Here is a 15,285-nt window from a genome sequence, read left to right as displayed (position 1 = left end):
AAGAATGCAAATGCCCCAATACCGTAGAGCAAGAGGCCGAACATTCTTCTTCACCGTTGTCCTTGCCGACCGTTCGAGCACGCTGCTTGTTGATCACGTTGATCGACTGAGACGCATCTACCGAACTGTTCAGCAACGTCGCCCGTTCGAGACTGTCGCGATCTGCCTTCTCCCTGACCACCTGCACGCGATCTGGACGCTGCCGGAGGATGACGCCGACTTTTCATCCAGGTGGAATCTGATCAAAGGTGGTTTTTCGCGCGGCCTGGAGGCTGGCGAGCGGTCGACAAGTAAACTGAGGAAGCGCGAGAAGGGTATTTGGCAGCGCCGCTACTGGGAGCACGCAATTCGCGACGATGCAGACCTGGAGCGCCATGTTGCCTATACTCACTTCAACCCCGTGAAGCATGGCCTCGTCACGCGTGTGCGCGATTGGTCCTTCAGCAGCTTCCATCGATATGTGGAGCAGGGCATTCTTCCCGCGGATTGGGGAGGGGATATGCAGGATATCGCGGGGCAGTTCGGAGAATGATGGTGGGCACGGCGCGCAAAGAGCGCGCCTTTGCCCACCCTACGAGATCCCGCTCGTCAATCCTCCTGAACAACTCTCGTCGGGTCGGCAAAGCGAAGCGTGCCCACCACCTGAACTACGATACCTCCACGCCGTCGATCGCGACGATGCGCAAGCTCGGCTTCAGCGTTTCTTCCAGCTGCGACTTCAATTCGTGAACGCGAGGGTCGTTCGAACGCTTCGCGCACACCGCATATTGATGGACGGATTGCGCCAGCGCGCGCCGCGCTTCCGGTGTTCGCGTCAGCTCGGGCTTTGAAAGCCGCAAGACGATCGCGGCGAGATTCACCAGCATCTCGTCCAACGCGAGGTCGATGGTTCCAACATTTCGCATCGCTCACTCCCTCGGGAGGGCAACAGCGGGTCCCCGGGAGGCGTTCCTGGCTCCCCCGAATATGGTTACCGTGTCGTAAACATCTCGCTTCTTGCCCATCGCCGCGCCAGGCTGGAGCGAAACGAATCTTCATGACTGGACGCAATATCAGGATGCGCAGTCCCTGGCTCAGTTCATCGCGGCCGGCAGCGCGCGTCTGATCGCGGCAGTTCAGAAGATCGGCAAGGTGGAGTAGTCCTAGAACCCGGTGCGCAGCACGCCGCGCACCGTGTGCCGGTCATATCCCGGCGCAAACGCGCCCTCGTAGGACGCCTTGAATGAGGTCGCAGTCGTGAGATCCCACCGGATCTCCGCGCCGGTGAGCGCGACCGTCCGCGCGCGTTCGACGCCGGTGATCGCGAAGGGAATGCCGGGGGCCCCCTCCAGGGCCGCCGTGGTGGACGCCGCGCTGCCGGTAAATTCGTGGCGGACGGCGAGGGTCGCGCCGAATTGTGCCGTCTGGCCGTTCGGCATCATCGCTTGGTGATGGGTGCGCAGGCCTGCTGTGCCATAGGCAACGTCGAAGCTGCCGGCCTGCACCAGCTGGTTTACGCCCGGTGCACCCGTTTCGGATAGACTGCCTTGCCGTGTCGAGTACCAGTCGGCCTTGGCGAACGGCTCCGCCGTGAATCCCCATCCGGTCGCAAAGGGGCGTGCGATGCCGAGCGAGGCGGCAAAGGTGTTCGCCCGCGAGGAGGCGGTCGCAGTTTCGCCGAGGAGCGCGATCGAGCGAGAGGATTCGAGCGCCGCGAAGGAATAGCTGATGGCGGATGCGAGATTGAAGCCGCCCCTCTCGCCGCGCGCGTAGAAGCCCACATGGCCGGCATTGGCGTCGATCCGGTCGGCACGGCCGGCCATCCGCAGCTGGCCGGTCGATGCGCCGACCGCAACGCCTGCCGTGAAGCCAGGCATGTGCCAGAGATCGGCGCCGAGCGCTGCGCCCGCAACGGTCGTGTTCGTGCCGAAGGCAATGCCGCTCGCCGCCACCTGGTCCCAATTGCCGTAGCCGCCGAACCAGATGCTCTGCGCCGGCCTGGTGCGCCGGCCAACGAGGGCCTTGCCGATCGGATCCGCCGGCTCCGGGGCGTAGGCGGTGGCCGACATGCGCAGGGTTTCGCCGCGCGACTGCGTGCCCGCATTCCACATGAAGGTCTGGAACATGTCGGCCTGATCGGCAACGAAACGGCGTCCATCGGAGTGAACTTGACCGGCAAGATCATCGAGGCCGACCCTGATGCCGGACGCATTGAGTGCGGCGAGCGTGTTGATCGCCGTGGTCAGCGTCCCCGATGCGCCGCCGAGCTGTGCCTGGTCCAACGCGCCGGCCACCGCGGCCTGGTTCGGCGACAGGCCCGACAGCGTGCCGAAGCCACCAATCTGCTGAAGGATGAAATAGACGCTGTTGACGTCGTAGCTGAGCTGGCCCGAAACCAGCGGGCTGCCCAAGGTCGTGAGGTTGGCGAAACTGCCGCTGACGCCGCCCGTCGCGGTCAGGATCGTATACTGGGTGTTGGCGATGAAGCCCGCGCCGAGCGGCACGATCTGCACCGTGCCGCCGTTGAGCGTCGCTGTCCCGGTCGCTGCGATCCTGTCGGACTGGCCGGCAGCATTGATCTCGACCTGGAAGGTCGAGCCGGGGTTGAAGGTGACGTTGCCATTGACGTTGAGCGTCCCGATCGAGTTGCCGGGGGCGACCATGCCGGCATTGTTGACGGCGATGCCGCCGACCGTGCCGGTGCCGCCTAGATAGCCGCCATTGATCGTGACGACCGAGGGCAATGTGCCGTTCACGATCAGGCCGCCCGCGTCCACCGTCGTTGCGCCGTTGAAGGCGGTGGTGCCGGTCAGCGTCCAGACGGAGTTGCCGTTCTTTTTCAGTTGCTCGAACTCGTCATATTGCAGGCCGGGGCCGAGATTGCCGAGGTCGAACGAGGCGCTGCCAACGCTGCCGAGGTTCAGCGTGTCGGTACCGCTCCCGCCGCGAACATTCCCGGTGATCGTCGCGCCCGGAGCGAGGCCGAGCAGATCATCGCCCCCATTCAGCTGGATCGCTCCGCTGCCGCCGCCCGAGATGGTGCCGGAGTTGAAGATGGTGTCGCTGCCGGAAGAGCCCTGGATGGCGATGAAGAAGCCGCCGGAGATCGTGCCGCCATTGATGAGTGTATTGCCGCCGGCGATGAATTGTACGCCGGTATGGTCGCCGCCGATCGATCCGCTGTCATAGACGAGGACGGCATTGCCGCTCGACGTCCCCATGATCCGGAGTCCCGTCGTGTTTCCTCCGGTGCCGACGGCCGTCCCGCGAATGTTGACGAGATTGTCGTTCGAATTGTCGATCACGATTGCTGCTTCGGCATTGCCCGTACCCTCCGCGATCCCACCGGCCGCGACCGTCACATTGTTGTGGATCGATCCGTTGGAGAGCAGAACCGCTCCGCTGTGGGTCGAGGCTGTCGCCTGATTATTGACGGTGATGCGCGAGCCGATGGTGCCGTCGAAAACGACCGCAGGTATGCCTGCGCCCGGCAGCAGCGACGTCGTCGTGCCGTCGCCGACGTTGACCGTGACGTTGCTGCTGCCAGTGGCGTTGATGTGATCGGTGTTGCCGACGCCGGTGCAGGTCGCCACGTCGCCCGAATTGAGCGCGCCGATCGTGCCGGTGCCGGCCACGGTGCAGGCGGCGAGAGCCTGACCGGGGATCACGACAAGAAGCGAGACCAGCGCCAGCGCGGTGGTGACGAGCAGCTTGTTGCGCAGGGCAGAGGCCCTTGTGGTGTTATGTGCGCAGGTCGGTATTGCAGTCGACATCGACGATTCCCTCATTCCAGCACAATTGCTAGCGGGGACGTCGTCGCGATTCTTGGCGCTATGCGAAATGCCTTATGGCGAAAGGCGCAAGACGCGGGTTTGCGCCACCCCTGTTGCGGCGATGCCACGGACTGTGCCGCCAGCGGGGCGGCGCGTCGCCACAGGAAGTGGACTAAAGCGCAAATTCAATTGGCCTGAGGCGCAACCTCACTTGAAGCGTGTTGCGCGCTGCAACAAAGGCGATATTGCTGGGTCCGGAATGAGCTCGGAGACGCGCTTTCATGGCGGCCGATGACCAATCGATCCATGGCGCGCCGCGCCTCGGCTATACCGGCGAACCGCGCGGGCCGGCCTATGAGGTGTGGCGGGAGGAGTTTTGCCGCCGCGTGATGGCAGCCGATCTTGCGCCCTTGTCCGACGGCTCGTTTCACTGCGACGTCAAAGCGTTGATGTTGCCGCTGGCAACGATATCCTTCTGCAACGGCACGCCGATCAGGTTTATGACGCTCGGCGCCAGCGACAATCTGGCGTTACTGATGGCGCCGGATTCGCGGTTGCAGGCTGTCATGGGCCGTCGTGCACTCGAGGTCGCGCCGCTGGGCATCAGTCTCATCGACGCCTCCATCAAGGGCGCATTCGTCGCGCAGCTCGAGAAAGGCAGCAACAAGGCCGCTTTATTCGACCGCAGGACGCTGCTGTCATATTGCCCCGATGCCGAAGACAGCGTTGCGCGGCCGCTCGATCATGACCCCGCGCTCACTGCGCTGCTGCATCGATATTACGACTTCGCGGTTCAGCACGCCCCGGGACTCGATGCGCTGGCGCAGCACGCCGTTTCACAACACCTGATGGATTTGATGGTGCTGGTGCTCGGCGGCCGGCGCGACGCCACCGAACAGGCAAAAGAGCGCGGCCTCGCCGCGGCTCGGCTGGAAGCCATCAAGGCCGATATTCTGGCACGGCTCGGCGACGGCGGGCTCACGCTCGCCGACCTCGCGCGGCGCCATCGCGCCAGCCCTCGCACCATTCAGTTGCTGTTCGAGCGCAGCGGCGTCACGTTCTCGGAGTTCGTGCTGGAGCAGCGGCTACTGCGGGCGGCACGGCTGCTGTGCGATCCGATTCACCGGGCGGGCAAGATCAGCGGCATCGCCCATCTCTCCGGCTTCAACGACGTCTCGTATTTTCACCGGACATTTCGGCGGCGTTTCGGCATGACGCCGATGGACGCGAAGGCGCGGCACGCGGAAACGGGCAACAAGCCGTAGTCGGAAGGACGTCTTCGGTCCGTCCGGGACTCGAGCGGTGGCGCGGGAGTCGCTGCCGCTGACAGCGCGTCTGATCGCGGCGGTGAAGAAGATCGGCAAGGTGGAATAGTTCCTGCAGTTCTTTCACATTTTTTTGTTGGTTCAGAACCGGCTCTCGCCTCATTGGTTGATGAGATTTGTCGGATTCGAGAAGGACCAGGACATGCGAGCAGAGCGGATTGCGCTGGGTGTGGCGCTTGCGGTTGGCGGCATCGTTGCGCAGGGCGCAGCATTCGCTGAGGAATACCGCGGCACGATGGAACAGCAGATGGCTTGTACGCCCGATGTATGGCGTCTGTGCAGCGACCAGATTCCCGATGTGAATCGCATCACGGCTTGTTTGCAGCAGAACACGCCGCAGCTCTCAAGCGGCTGCCGCGCGGTGTTCCAGTCCAACAACCAGATGCCGCAACAACAGGCGGTGCCGCGCAATCGCGCCGCTCCGCCTCCGCGTTACAACGCGGCGCCGCCGGCTCCACCCGCACAGCCGCAACCTTATGACGACGATGACTAGCCGCTCGAAAGCATGATCCGGAAAAGTGCGCGGCGGTTTTCCGAAAAGATCGCGCTCAAACAATAACCTAAAGCGCGATGACGATTCGTTCTCATCTCATCGCGCTTTAGGTCCGGTGCTCACAGACATCGACCCATTCGGCGGCGACCAGCTCGGCCAGCCGATCGGGCGTGATCCGCACCGCGCTGTGGGTCGAGCCCGCGGCCGGAACCACGACGTCGAACGCCTTCAGCGAGACGTCGCAGTAGATCGGCAGCGGCGATTTCAGACCGAACGGGCAGACGCCGCCAACCTCGTGTCCGGTGATGTCGGCGACTTCCTCCAGACCCAGCATCTTCGGCTTGCCGCCGAACTGCGCCTTCACCTTCTTGTTGTCCATGCGAGAGGTGCCGGCGGCGACGATCAGGATCACGCGCTCGCCGATTCGCAACGACAGCGTCTTGGCGATCCGTCCCGGCTCGACACCATAGGCTTCGGCCGCCAGCGCCACGGTCGCGGAGCTGATTGGGGATTCGATGACGGAGATGTCGGGGGCTTTCTCGGCGAAGAAGGCGCGAACGGATTCCAGGCTCATTCCGGGCAGCTCATTCCAATTTCACAGGCGGGCGGCGACCCCTAAGCGATTCTCGGCAGCTCGGAGAGCGCGTGAACGCGGTGGTCCGGCGCAAAGCCAAGCTCGTCCATCTGGGTGCGGATCGCCTTGAACATGGTGAGCGGTGCCACGAGTTCGTTCTCGACGCAAGCCAGCGCCATGGCTTCGGGCGTGACGCGTTCGATCCAGGCAACCTTCAATCCGAACGATTTCGCACCAGCCACGTCCCAGGGATTGGAGGAGACGAACAGAACCTCGTTCGGCGCGGTGCCGAGGACCTCGCCGATCAGCTCATAGGCCTGCGGGCTCGGCTTGAAGATCTTCTTCGCGTCGACGCTGATGGTGGCATCGAGCAGGTCATCGAGGCCCGAATTGCGCACGAGCGCATTCAGCATGTCCGGGCTGCCGTTGGAGAGGATGGCGAGCTTGCGCGGCTTCAGCGCCGTGAGCGCTGCCGTCGCGTCCGGATAGAGATCGAGCTGCAGATATTTCGCGATCACGCGCTCGAATGCGTCGTTCTCGTAAGCGAGCCCCAATATTCGCAGCGTATAGGCGAGGGAGTCGCGGGTGACCGTGGCAAAATCCTGGTAGCGCCGCATCAGCGAGCGCAGCCAGGTGTATTCGAGCTGCTTGATGCGCCAGACCTGCGTGATGATCTCGCCATAGCCCGGAAACGCATCCTCAGTGATCTCTGCGACCGACTGGATGTCGTAGAGCGTTCCGTAGGCGTCGAAGACGACGGCTTTCATGCTCAATTGGCCGTCCTCCGGGATCGTTGCGCGCGCAGGGGACTATACCCGGCGCCGCGATATCGATCCAAGATCCAGCCGATCAGTTTACCGTGCCTTGGTGTTCCATGTCGCCCGCTCGGCGAAGACCTGGCTGACCTCCGCCATATGCTCTGTGCCCCAGGAGCAAAGCGGCACCAGGGCCAGGGCCAGGCTGCGGCCCAGAGGCGTGAGGCTGTAGTCCACACGCGGCGGCACCTCCTTGTAGTCGGTCCGCTTGATCAGACCGTCGGCCTCCAGCTCCTTGAGCTGTTGGATCAGCACCTTGTCGCTGACGTCGCGCACGGCTCGCCGGAGCTCGCCGTAGCGGGTCGGGCCGTCCTGGGCGAGGAAGTACAGGATCAGCGGTTTCCATTTGCCCGAGATGACCCGCAAGGTCGCATCCAGGCCGCAAGTGAAGCCGGGCAGAGTTGGCGTGCAGCGCTGGACGTCGGCTTGAGCCTGCGCCGGTGGGGAGATGAGGTCTGAACGATCTCTCGACATTTTTTTTGGGCACTTACCAAAAGGTGCATACTTGTCGATAGGTGGGTACGCCGCCAGCTCAGTGCAACCTTAGTGAAGGAGCACATCATGAGCAGACTAGAAGGCAAGACGGCGGTGGTGACAGGCGGCGGAACCGGCATTGGGCTCGGGGCCGCCAAACGGTTCGTCGATGAGGGCGCGTTCGTCTACATCTTCGGGCGGCGGCAGGAGCCCCTCGACGCTGCCCTCGCGCAGCTGGGGTCCTCGGCGCGCGCCGTCAGGGGCTCGGTCACGGATCTGTCCGACCTCGACCGGCTATACGCGACAGTCAAAGCCGAACGCGGCGGACTCGACATCCTGTTCGCCAATGCCGGGACCGGACTGTTTGCGCCGCTCGGCGAGATCACGCCCGAGCACTACGATTACATCTTCGACGTCAATGTGAAGGGGCTGGTGTTCACCGTGCAGAAAGCCCTGCCACTGATGAGCAAGGGGGCATCGATCATCCTGACCGGTTCGAGCACGGGCGTGATGGGCACGCCGCAGTTCAGCATCTACAGCGCGACCAAGGCGGCGATCCGCAACCTTGCGCGCAGTTGGGCGCTCGACCTGCGCGGCACGGGCATCCGCGTCAATGTGCTGTCGCCGGGGCCGACCAAGACGGAGCTGGCGCTGGAGATCGTCGGCGAGCAAGCATTTGACGCGCTCGGCAGCTCGACCCCCATCGGGCGCGTAGGCGACCCAAGCGAGACCGGGGCCGTGGCCGCGTTCCTGGCGTCCGCGGACAGCAGCTTCATGACCGGCGGCGAGGTCTTCGTCGATGGAGGCCTCGCGCAGGTCTGAGGCCGCAGCCGTGAGGGCTTCGGTCCCCGGAATCGAAGCCCTCAATGCGCCGCGGCGATGATGACACCCCTGGAACGCAATGAAATTGGGTTCGGCCGGTCGTTCGGTCACCTCTCCCCAGTGGGGAGAGGTCGGATTGCGCAGCAATCCGGGTGAGGGGCCGTAGCGATCGGTGAGACCTGATCCCCTCACCTGCCGCTAGGCATCAAGTCAACCCAAACTCATGCCGCATTAGATCCCCAGCAGCTTGCGCGCGTTGGCCTTCAAGACCTTCGGCCGGATCTCGTCGCGGATGTCGATCTTGGCGAAGTCGGACAGCCAGCGGTCCGGTGTGATCACCGGCCAGTCCGAGCCGAACAGCATCTTGTCCTGCAGGATCGAGTTGATGTAGCGCACCAGGATCGGCGGGAAATATTTCGGCGACCAGCCGGAGAGGTCGATATAGACGTTCGGCTTGTGGGTCGCGACCGACAGCGCCTCCTCCTGCCAGGGGAAGGAGGGATGGGCGAGGATGATCTTGAGGTCGGGGAAATCGGCCGCGACGTCGTCCATGTACATCGGGTTGGAATATTTCAGCCGCATGCCCATGCCGCCGGGCATGCCCGAGCCGACGCCCGTCTGGCCGGTGTGAAACAGCGCGATCGCGCCGCCATTGTTGATCTCTTCATAGAGCGGATAGGCCATGCGGTCGTTGGCGTAGAAGCCCTGCATGGTCGGGTGGAATTTGAAGCCGCGCACGCCGTATTCCTCGATCAGCTTGCGCGCCTCGCGCGCGCCGAGCTTGCCCTTGTGCGGGTCGATCGAGGCAAAGGGGATGAGGACGTCGAGATGCTCGGAGGCAACCTCCAGCATCTCGTAATTGTTGTAGCGGCGGAAGCCGGTCTCGCGCTCGGCGTCGACAGGGAAGATCACCGCGGCGATGTTCTTGGAGCGGTAATAGGCCGCGGTCTCAGGCACGGTCGGTGGATGCTTGTTCGGCGACTTGAAATACTCGGCCATTTGCGCCTGGAAATCGTCATAGCCATCGTCGGGGTGGCAGCCGCAGGGCTCCTCGGCATGAGTGTGGATGTCGATGGCGACGACATCGTCGATAGCAGGCAGCTTCAGCTTCGGCATTGGTTTCCTCCCGACCGGTTGTCAAATTGATTATATGATATAACGAATTTGGCAAGGCATTGCGGCAGGTTATCGGCTTGGCAGATCGGGCCGATCCGGGCACTTCTACTGTGCATGGGGTTGTTTTCGCGAATTTGCTGACCCGGACCGGGGCGGTTAACATTGACATCACCGCCCGCCATGCCTTAAGAACCGCCCCGTCCCGGGCGGTCGGTCCGCGAGCGGGAAAAATCTCATTTTGCCACATTCGCGCGTGCCGAAACGGTAGTGCCGAACACGGCCTTTCGAACGTTCAGGATTCTGCCATGAAGGTCCGTAACTCGCTGAAATCGCTGCGCGGTCGCCATCGCGCCAACCGCCTGGTTCGCCGCAAGGGCCGGGTTTATGTGATCAACAAGGTGCAGCGCCGCTTCAAGGCGCGGCAGGGCTGATCTCGCCCGGCCGGACGCCTTCGCGCGCCCCGCAAGACCACGGCTCACACGAGTTTGACGCCGCCTTTGCTTTGCAAGGGCGGCTTTGCGCGTTTAGACTTTCATCATGGCAATCAGATTCCCCTTTGCGCGCACCATTGGTCTCGCCCTTGTGCTGGGAACCGCCGGGCTGGCTCCCGCCCTGGCGCAGCAGGTTGAGCCGCCCGGCAAGCAGAAGAAGCTGCCCGAAGCGCCGGCCAAGCTGCCCAAGGTCGATCGCAGCAAGAATCTCGATTTCCTGTTCGGCGCGCTGAAGGCCGCTCCCGATGAGGTCAGCGCCAAGCATGTCGAGGCGCGGATCTGGGCGATCTGGCTACAGACCCCGAGCGACACCGCGGCGCTTTTGATGTCACGCGCCAAGACCGCGGTCGATGCGAAGAAGATCGATGTCGCGATCAAGCTGCTGGATTCGGTCATCAAGCTCAGGCCCGATTACATCGAGGCCTGGAATCGGCGGGCGACGCTCTATTACATGCAGAACGACTATGGCCGCTCTCTCGCGGATATCCAGCAAGTGCTGGTCCGGGAGCCGCGCCATTTCGGCGCGCTCGCCGGCCTCGGCATGATCATGCAGGAGGTCGGCGACGAGAAGCGCGCGCTTGATGCCTATCGCAAGGCGCTCGCCGTCAATCCGCACCTCGAAAAGATCCCCGATCAGGTCAAGGCGCTGACCGAGAAGGTCGAGGGTCGCGACATCTAGTGGATAAGTTGATCATTTCCCGAGTGATCGGAGCCTGCGCCGATTAACCACATTCGCATGCGCCGCGTCGGGAGGACTATTGCCGGCGCCGCCGCAGGCCTACCTGCATGGCAGGAGCACAGCCATGAATCGTTTGGTAGTCGCAGCCATATTGCTGCTCGCGTCGGGGGCAGCGAGCTTCGCTGACGGATTGTTCTGGGTGGTCGGCAACCGCGCCACAGGAAAATGCAATATCGTGACCAGCAATCCCGTGATCATCGGCGATATCTGGTTCGGCGACGGTCCCTACAAATCCAGGGCCGATGCCAAGCTTGCCCGTTCGACGATCCGCGCCTGTCCCGCGGTCACGCCCGAGGAGGAGAAAGAGGAAGACGGGACGGACTAGCCTGCGCTCAATGCAGGACGCTGCTGCCGCGCTCGACGAGGCCGCGGTCGGCGGCTGCGGCGTAAGCCTTTGCAAGCTCGGTCTCGAGATGCTCGTTGATCAGGAGCAGAGCCCGCACGGCACCGCGCAAGTCACCATTGCAGCTCGCGACAATTTCGTCGATTGCAGTGTCGTTCGATCTGACGCTCATTGAAACTTCTCCGGTTCAAACCAGGATCCTGCCGGTCTTTCCCGCATCGCCCGAGGTTGCGAGGAGGATCGGCACCTGCCCGCGCCTAGATGGCGGAACCGACCATGGCGATTATATGGAAGCGGCGATGACGGTTGCATGAAGCTGGTCCGGGGCTTGTGCGCCCGTCAGAATGCTGTTGATTCCATTGCGTTTTTTCGTTCTGCAATTATGCACATATCCACAGCCCCGGGATTTTCAGTGGAAGCGCGGAAAGCCGGCGGCGAAACTGCCGTGCGATCAGAGCCGTAACTGCCCAGTGCCCAGGATCTTCTCCATGATCGTGATGTCAGTCGTGACGGCGCTGGTTCTGCTGGCGCTGGTCACACAGGCGGGAATCGTCGCCGTGCAACGCGCCTTTCCCCCTCAGGGCCGGATGGTCGAGGTCGACGGCGCGAGGCTTCACGTCGTCGATATCGGCCCACGCGATTCGGGTCTTCCGATCGTGATGCTGCACGGCGCGAGCTCCAATCTCGAAGCGATGCGGCGGCCGCTCGGCGACAACCTCGCCGGGGACCGTCGCGTGATTCTGATCGATCGACCCGGCCATGGCTGGAGCACGCGCGGGCGGCGGCAGGATTCGACGCCGCAAATCCAGGCGCGGATGATCGATGAGGCGCTTCATAAGCTCGGGATCGATCGCGCGGTCTTCGTGGTGCATTCCTGGAGCGGCGCCCTCGGCGCGCGGATCGCGCTCGATCATCCGCACCGCGTTGCCGGTCTCGTCATGCTCGCGCCCGTCACGCATCCCTGGCGCGGCGGTGTCGGCCGCTACAACGAGATCATCGCAACGCCCGTGATCGGTCCGCTGCTCGCCTACACGATCACGCTGCCGCTCGGCTACGTCCTCGCAGAATCCGGCGCGCGCAACGTCTTCCTGCCGCAAACCATGCCGGACGGCTTCGTCAAGGACTCCGCGACGCCGCTATTGCTGCGTCCACGCGAGTTCATCGCCAATGCCTATGATCTGGTGACGCTGAAAGAGTCGGTCGCCGCGCAAGTCGCGCGCTATGGCGAGATAAAGGCGCCGGTCACGATCGTCGCCGGTGAGCCCGACAAGACGGTGAAAACCAGCATCCACGCGCGCCCGTTCGCCGCCGCGGTGTCCAATGCGAAGCTGATCGTGCTGCCCGACCTCGGCCACATGGTGCAGAACGCCGTGCCGGATCTCGTGAAGGCGGAGATCGAGACGATGATCGGCAGGATCGTCCCGGCGCAGGCGGCCGCCGATTAAAGCGTTCTCGAGCGAAGTGGATACCAGTTCGCGTGAAGAAAACGCGTCAGCTCTAGCGGCCGCCTCTTGCGCGCCTACTGCTTGATCTTCCCGTCCTTGTCGTATTGGGCGAGGAAGGCCCAGAGATTGTTGATCTCGGTCTCGTTCTTGATGCCGGCGAACGCCATCTTGGTGCCGGGAATCTTGGCCTTGGGGTCCTTGATATATTCCTTGAACGTGGCCTCATCCCAGGTGATGCCGGAATTCTTGTTCGCGTCCGAATAATTGTAGTCCGGCGCGGTTCCCGACTTGCGGCCGTTGAGGCCGTTGAGCTCGGGGCCGACCTTGTTCTTGGCGCCTTCGCCGATCGCGTGGCAGGCCAGGCATTTGTTGAACGACGTCTTGCCGGCCGCGACATCCTGCGCCATCGCGGCGGGTGCGGTGGCAATCACGGTGAGGATCGTCAGTGCGCCAAAAGTCAGTTTTGTCATCGGGTGCTCTTCGTCTCTTCCCTGGTGGGTCTGGTCAGTCTCTTGCCTGATCGACAATCGCCGGCCCGCCGCTTTTGGCAGGCCTGCTCGGCTTGGACAAGCCATCAAACCATGACAGGTTTCACGATTTCCTACTTGTCCCAGAGCGAACTCGCGGAACATCGTCGATCCGACTTTCGGATGGCCTACCCAAACAGGCGCGGACGTGATTGATTTGCCGCGACAAATTTGATCGTGGGCTGTGAGCCGGAAGGATATGTCATGACCATCATGATGCCTGCGAGCGACCAGGCGGTGCTCGCGCGCCGCGCGGAGATCATTGCTGCGTTGCGCGCAATCGTCCCCGGTGAGGGCGTGATCGACAGCGCAGCCGAGATGCGGGCGTATGAATCCGACGGGCTGACCGCCTACCGGCAGCCGCCGATGGTCGTGGTGCTGCCCGATACGACCGAGCAGGTCTCGCTCGTCCTGAAATATTGTGCTGCACAAGGCATCAAGGTGGTGCCGCGCGGCTCCGGCACCTCGCTGTCCGGCGGCGCGCTGCCGCTCGAAGACGGCGTGCTGCTGGGGCTCGGCAAGTTCAAGCGCATTCGCGAGATCGATTTCGACAACCGCGTCGTCGTCACCGAGCCCGGCGTCACCAATCTTGCGATCAGCCAGGCGGTCGCGCATGCCGGCTTCTACTACGCGCCCGATCCGTCCTCGCAGATCGCCTGCTCGATCGGCGGCAATGTCGCCGAGAATTCCGGCGGCGTTCATTGCCTGAAATACGGCATGACCACCAACAACGTGCTCGGTTGCGAGATCGTGCTGATGAGCGGCGAGATCCTCCGCATCGGCGGCAAGTCGGCGGAGAACGCGGGCTACGATTTGATGGGCGTCATCACCGGATCGGAAGGCCTGCTCGGCGTCATCACCGAGATCACGGTGCGCATCCTGCAGAAGCCGGAGACGGCGCGCGCGCTGATGGTCGGCTTTGCAGAGGTCGAGGCGGCCGGCGAATGTGTGGCGCGCATCATCGGTGCCGGCATCATTCCGGGCGGCATGGAGATGATGGACAAGCCGGCGATCCACGCCGCCGAGGCCTTCGTCCATGCCGGCTATCCCCTCGACGTCGAGGCGCTTCTGATCATCGAGCTCGACGGTCCCAAGATCGAGGTCGACGAGCTGATCACGCGGGTCGAGACGATCGCCAATGCCTGCGGCTCGACCACGTGCCAGATCTCGACCTCGGAGGCCGAGCGCAACCTGTTCTGGGCCGGCCGCAAGGCCGCGTTTCCGGCGGTGGGCCGCATCTCGCCGGACTATCTCTGCATGGACGGCACGATCCCGCGCGGCGCGCTGCCGAAGGCGCTGGCGCGCATCCGCGAGCTCTCGGAAAAATACCAGCTCGGCTGCGCCAACGTGTTCCACGCCGGCGACGGCAATCTGCATCCGCTGATCCTCTACGATGCCAACAAGCCCGGCGAGATCGAGCGCGCCGAAGCCTTCGGCGCCGACATCCTGCGCGCCTGCGTCGAGTTCGGCGGCGTGCTCACCGGCGAGCACGGCGTCGGCATCGAGAAGCGCGATCTCATGCCCGAGATGTTTTCCGAGATCGACCTCAACCAGCAGCAGCGGCTGAAATGCGCCTTCGATGCGCAGGGCCTGCTCAATCCCGGAAAGGTGTTTCCGACCCTGCACCGCTGCGCCGAGCTCGGCCGCATGCATGTGCATGCCGGCAAGCTGGCGTTCCCGGATTTGCCGCGGTTCTAGAAGTGCGCTGTGAAACGTGAGGTCGGCGATCGTTTCCCCTCTCCCCCTGTGGCAGGGCAATCGCATAGGGCGTTCTTGAAAGACCTGAGCGCGCGCCTTGTCCTTCGAGACGACCGCTTCGCGGTCCCTCTCCATGAACCACCTCAGATGACGTCTGACAGGTCGTTCCATGCTGAGGGCCCACCAAGGGCGGGCGTCTCGAAGGATGGCCACAGGCGGAATCACTCGCATGTGCGATTGCGCGCTCACAGCAATCCGTATTGCGCCCGCTCCCGTCTCGCCAGGAGCGGCAGCGCCTGTCCCGCGATGTAGGTCTTGAAATGCGCGCTCTCCTGGTGCGCCTTGAACGCGGCTTCGTCGCGGAACAGCTCGTAGAAAAGGAACTGCGCCGGATTGTCCTTGGCTCGGCTGATCAGGAACAGCTTGACGCCTGGCTCGCCCTGCGCCTGCGGGAGGAAGCCGCGCAGGATCTCGGCGACCCGATCGGCCTCCTCGGCCTTGGCTTCCCATTGCGCCACGACGAGAAGTCCGCCGCCGACGGCCTGATGGACGGCGCGTTGGTTCATTGCCTGTTCGTTCATGATGGAGCTCCTTTGCGACGAGATATCTCCAATCGGTAGCAAAGCTCGGGGCGGCAATGGTTCGATGACGATCGTAATGCGGATGTCGCA

The 15,285-nt window shown here is 63.4% G+C and carries 19 protein-coding genes; 10 read left to right on the top strand and 9 right to left on the bottom strand.

Annotation, left to right across the window (positions count from 1 at the left end; translation table 11 throughout):
• Positions 1-10 precede the first annotated feature (10 nt).
• Positions 11-532 carry a transposase gene (locus ABIA42_RS27780; RefSeq protein ID WP_370119145.1) on the top strand — a complete coding sequence of 174 codons (522 nt, stop codon included), beginning with the start codon at positions 11-13 and terminating at the stop codon, positions 530-532.
• Positions 533-647: 115 nt separating this feature from the next.
• On the opposite strand, the gene ABIA42_RS27775 is transcribed toward ABIA42_RS27780, so the two are convergent.
• Positions 648-905: a hypothetical protein gene (locus ABIA42_RS27775; RefSeq protein WP_028180458.1), complete on the bottom strand. Its 258-nt coding sequence runs from the start codon at positions 903-905 to the stop codon at positions 648-650.
• Positions 906-996: 91 nt separating this feature from the next.
• Here ABIA42_RS27775 and ABIA42_RS27770 point away from each other — a divergent pair, with 91 nt between their 5' ends.
• A complete protein-coding gene (locus ABIA42_RS27770) occupies positions 997-1,140 on the top strand; it encodes a hypothetical protein (protein WP_370124101.1) in 144 nt (47 codons plus the stop codon).
• Positions 1,141-1,142: 2 nt separating this feature from the next.
• Here the strand turns inward: ABIA42_RS27770 and ABIA42_RS27765 are convergent, their stop codons facing one another.
• Positions 1,143-3,752 carry an autotransporter domain-containing protein gene (locus ABIA42_RS27765; RefSeq protein WP_370119147.1) on the bottom strand — a complete coding sequence of 870 codons (2,610 nt, stop codon included), beginning with the start codon at positions 3,750-3,752 and terminating at the stop codon, positions 1,143-1,145.
• 281 nt (positions 3,753-4,033) lie between these two features.
• Between ABIA42_RS27765 and ABIA42_RS27760 the strand changes: the two genes are divergently transcribed.
• Together ABIA42_RS27760 and ABIA42_RS27755 are read left to right on the top strand one after the other, a co-directional pair.
• Positions 4,034-5,017 (top strand): AraC family transcriptional regulator, encoded by a 984-nt coding sequence (locus ABIA42_RS27760; protein ID WP_370119150.1) that lies wholly within the window; start codon positions 4,034-4,036, stop codon positions 5,015-5,017.
• A 202-nt stretch (positions 5,018-5,219) separates the two neighbouring features.
• Positions 5,220-5,570: a hypothetical protein gene (locus ABIA42_RS27755; RefSeq protein ID WP_370123884.1), complete on the top strand. Its 351-nt coding sequence runs from the start codon at positions 5,220-5,222 to the stop codon at positions 5,568-5,570.
• A 106-nt stretch (positions 5,571-5,676) separates the two neighbouring features.
• On the opposite strand, the gene ABIA42_RS27750 is transcribed toward ABIA42_RS27755, so the two are convergent.
• From ABIA42_RS27750 to ABIA42_RS27740, 3 genes are all read right to left on the bottom strand, one after another.
• Complete coding sequence (locus tag ABIA42_RS27750; RefSeq protein ID WP_271531879.1) at positions 5,677-6,144, bottom strand: YbaK/EbsC family protein; 468 nt, start codon at positions 6,142-6,144, stop codon at positions 5,677-5,679.
• 41 nt (positions 6,145-6,185) lie between these two features.
• Positions 6,186-6,917, bottom strand: coding sequence for a haloacid dehalogenase type II (locus ABIA42_RS27745; RefSeq protein WP_370119153.1), 732 nt, complete (start codon positions 6,915-6,917; stop codon positions 6,186-6,188).
• Positions 6,918-6,998: 81 nt separating this feature from the next.
• Positions 6,999-7,358, bottom strand: a complete 360-nt coding sequence (locus ABIA42_RS27740; protein ID WP_370123887.1) for a winged helix-turn-helix transcriptional regulator — start codon at positions 7,356-7,358, stop codon at positions 6,999-7,001.
• 162 nt (positions 7,359-7,520) lie between these two features.
• Here ABIA42_RS27740 and ABIA42_RS27735 point away from each other — a divergent pair, with 162 nt between their 5' ends.
• Positions 7,521-8,255, top strand: a complete 735-nt coding sequence (locus ABIA42_RS27735; protein ID WP_370123890.1) for an SDR family NAD(P)-dependent oxidoreductase — start codon at positions 7,521-7,523, stop codon at positions 8,253-8,255.
• Between the two features lie 231 nt (positions 8,256-8,486).
• On the opposite strand, the gene ABIA42_RS27730 is transcribed toward ABIA42_RS27735, so the two are convergent.
• Positions 8,487-9,371 (bottom strand): amidohydrolase family protein, encoded by an 885-nt coding sequence (locus ABIA42_RS27730; protein ID WP_370119156.1) that lies wholly within the window; start codon positions 9,369-9,371, stop codon positions 8,487-8,489.
• A gap of 305 nt (positions 9,372-9,676) precedes the next feature.
• Between ABIA42_RS27730 and ykgO the strand changes: the two genes are divergently transcribed.
• From ykgO to ABIA42_RS27715, 3 genes are all read left to right on the top strand, one after another.
• Positions 9,677-9,802, top strand: coding sequence for a type B 50S ribosomal protein L36 (ykgO, locus tag ABIA42_RS27725; protein WP_006611362.1), 126 nt, complete (start codon positions 9,677-9,679; stop codon positions 9,800-9,802).
• A gap of 106 nt (positions 9,803-9,908) precedes the next feature.
• Positions 9,909-10,541 carry a tetratricopeptide repeat protein gene (locus tag ABIA42_RS27720; RefSeq protein ID WP_271531883.1) on the top strand — a complete coding sequence of 211 codons (633 nt, stop codon included), beginning with the start codon at positions 9,909-9,911 and terminating at the stop codon, positions 10,539-10,541.
• 124 nt (positions 10,542-10,665) lie between these two features.
• Entirely contained in the window at positions 10,666-10,926 is a 261-nt protein-coding gene (locus ABIA42_RS27715; protein ID WP_271531885.1) for a hypothetical protein, read from the top strand.
• A gap of 7 nt (positions 10,927-10,933) precedes the next feature.
• Here the strand turns inward: ABIA42_RS27715 and ABIA42_RS27710 are convergent, their stop codons facing one another.
• Positions 10,934-11,116, bottom strand: coding sequence for a hypothetical protein (locus tag ABIA42_RS27710; RefSeq protein WP_271531887.1), 183 nt, complete (start codon positions 11,114-11,116; stop codon positions 10,934-10,936).
• A 316-nt stretch (positions 11,117-11,432) separates the two neighbouring features.
• On the opposite strand from ABIA42_RS27710, the gene ABIA42_RS27705 reads away from it, so the two are divergent.
• Complete coding sequence (locus ABIA42_RS27705) at positions 11,433-12,389, top strand: alpha/beta fold hydrolase (RefSeq protein ID WP_370119161.1); 957 nt, start codon at positions 11,433-11,435, stop codon at positions 12,387-12,389.
• Positions 12,390-12,463: 74 nt separating this feature from the next.
• Here ABIA42_RS27705 and cycA read toward each other — a convergent pair whose 3' ends face one another.
• Positions 12,464-12,859 carry a cytochrome c-550 CycA gene (gene cycA / locus ABIA42_RS27700; RefSeq protein WP_028182288.1) on the bottom strand — a complete coding sequence of 132 codons (396 nt, stop codon included), beginning with the start codon at positions 12,857-12,859 and terminating at the stop codon, positions 12,464-12,466.
• Positions 12,860-13,120: 261 nt separating this feature from the next.
• Between cycA and ABIA42_RS27695 the strand changes: the two genes are divergently transcribed.
• Complete coding sequence (locus tag ABIA42_RS27695; RefSeq protein WP_271531893.1) at positions 13,121-14,614, top strand: FAD-linked oxidase C-terminal domain-containing protein; 1,494 nt, start codon at positions 13,121-13,123, stop codon at positions 14,612-14,614.
• A gap of 245 nt (positions 14,615-14,859) precedes the next feature.
• On the opposite strand, the gene ABIA42_RS27690 is transcribed toward ABIA42_RS27695, so the two are convergent.
• Positions 14,860-15,195: a putative quinol monooxygenase gene (locus ABIA42_RS27690; protein WP_028181866.1), complete on the bottom strand. Its 336-nt coding sequence runs from the start codon at positions 15,193-15,195 to the stop codon at positions 14,860-14,862.
• Between the last annotated feature and the right edge of the window lie 90 nt (positions 15,196-15,285).

The sequence above is a fragment of the Bradyrhizobium sp. USDA 327 genome (assembly GCF_041262065.1).
In the GTDB taxonomy this organism is placed as follows: domain Bacteria; phylum Pseudomonadota; class Alphaproteobacteria; order Rhizobiales; family Xanthobacteraceae; genus Bradyrhizobium; species Bradyrhizobium liaoningense.
This window is presented reverse-complemented; position numbering and strand designations above follow the sequence as displayed.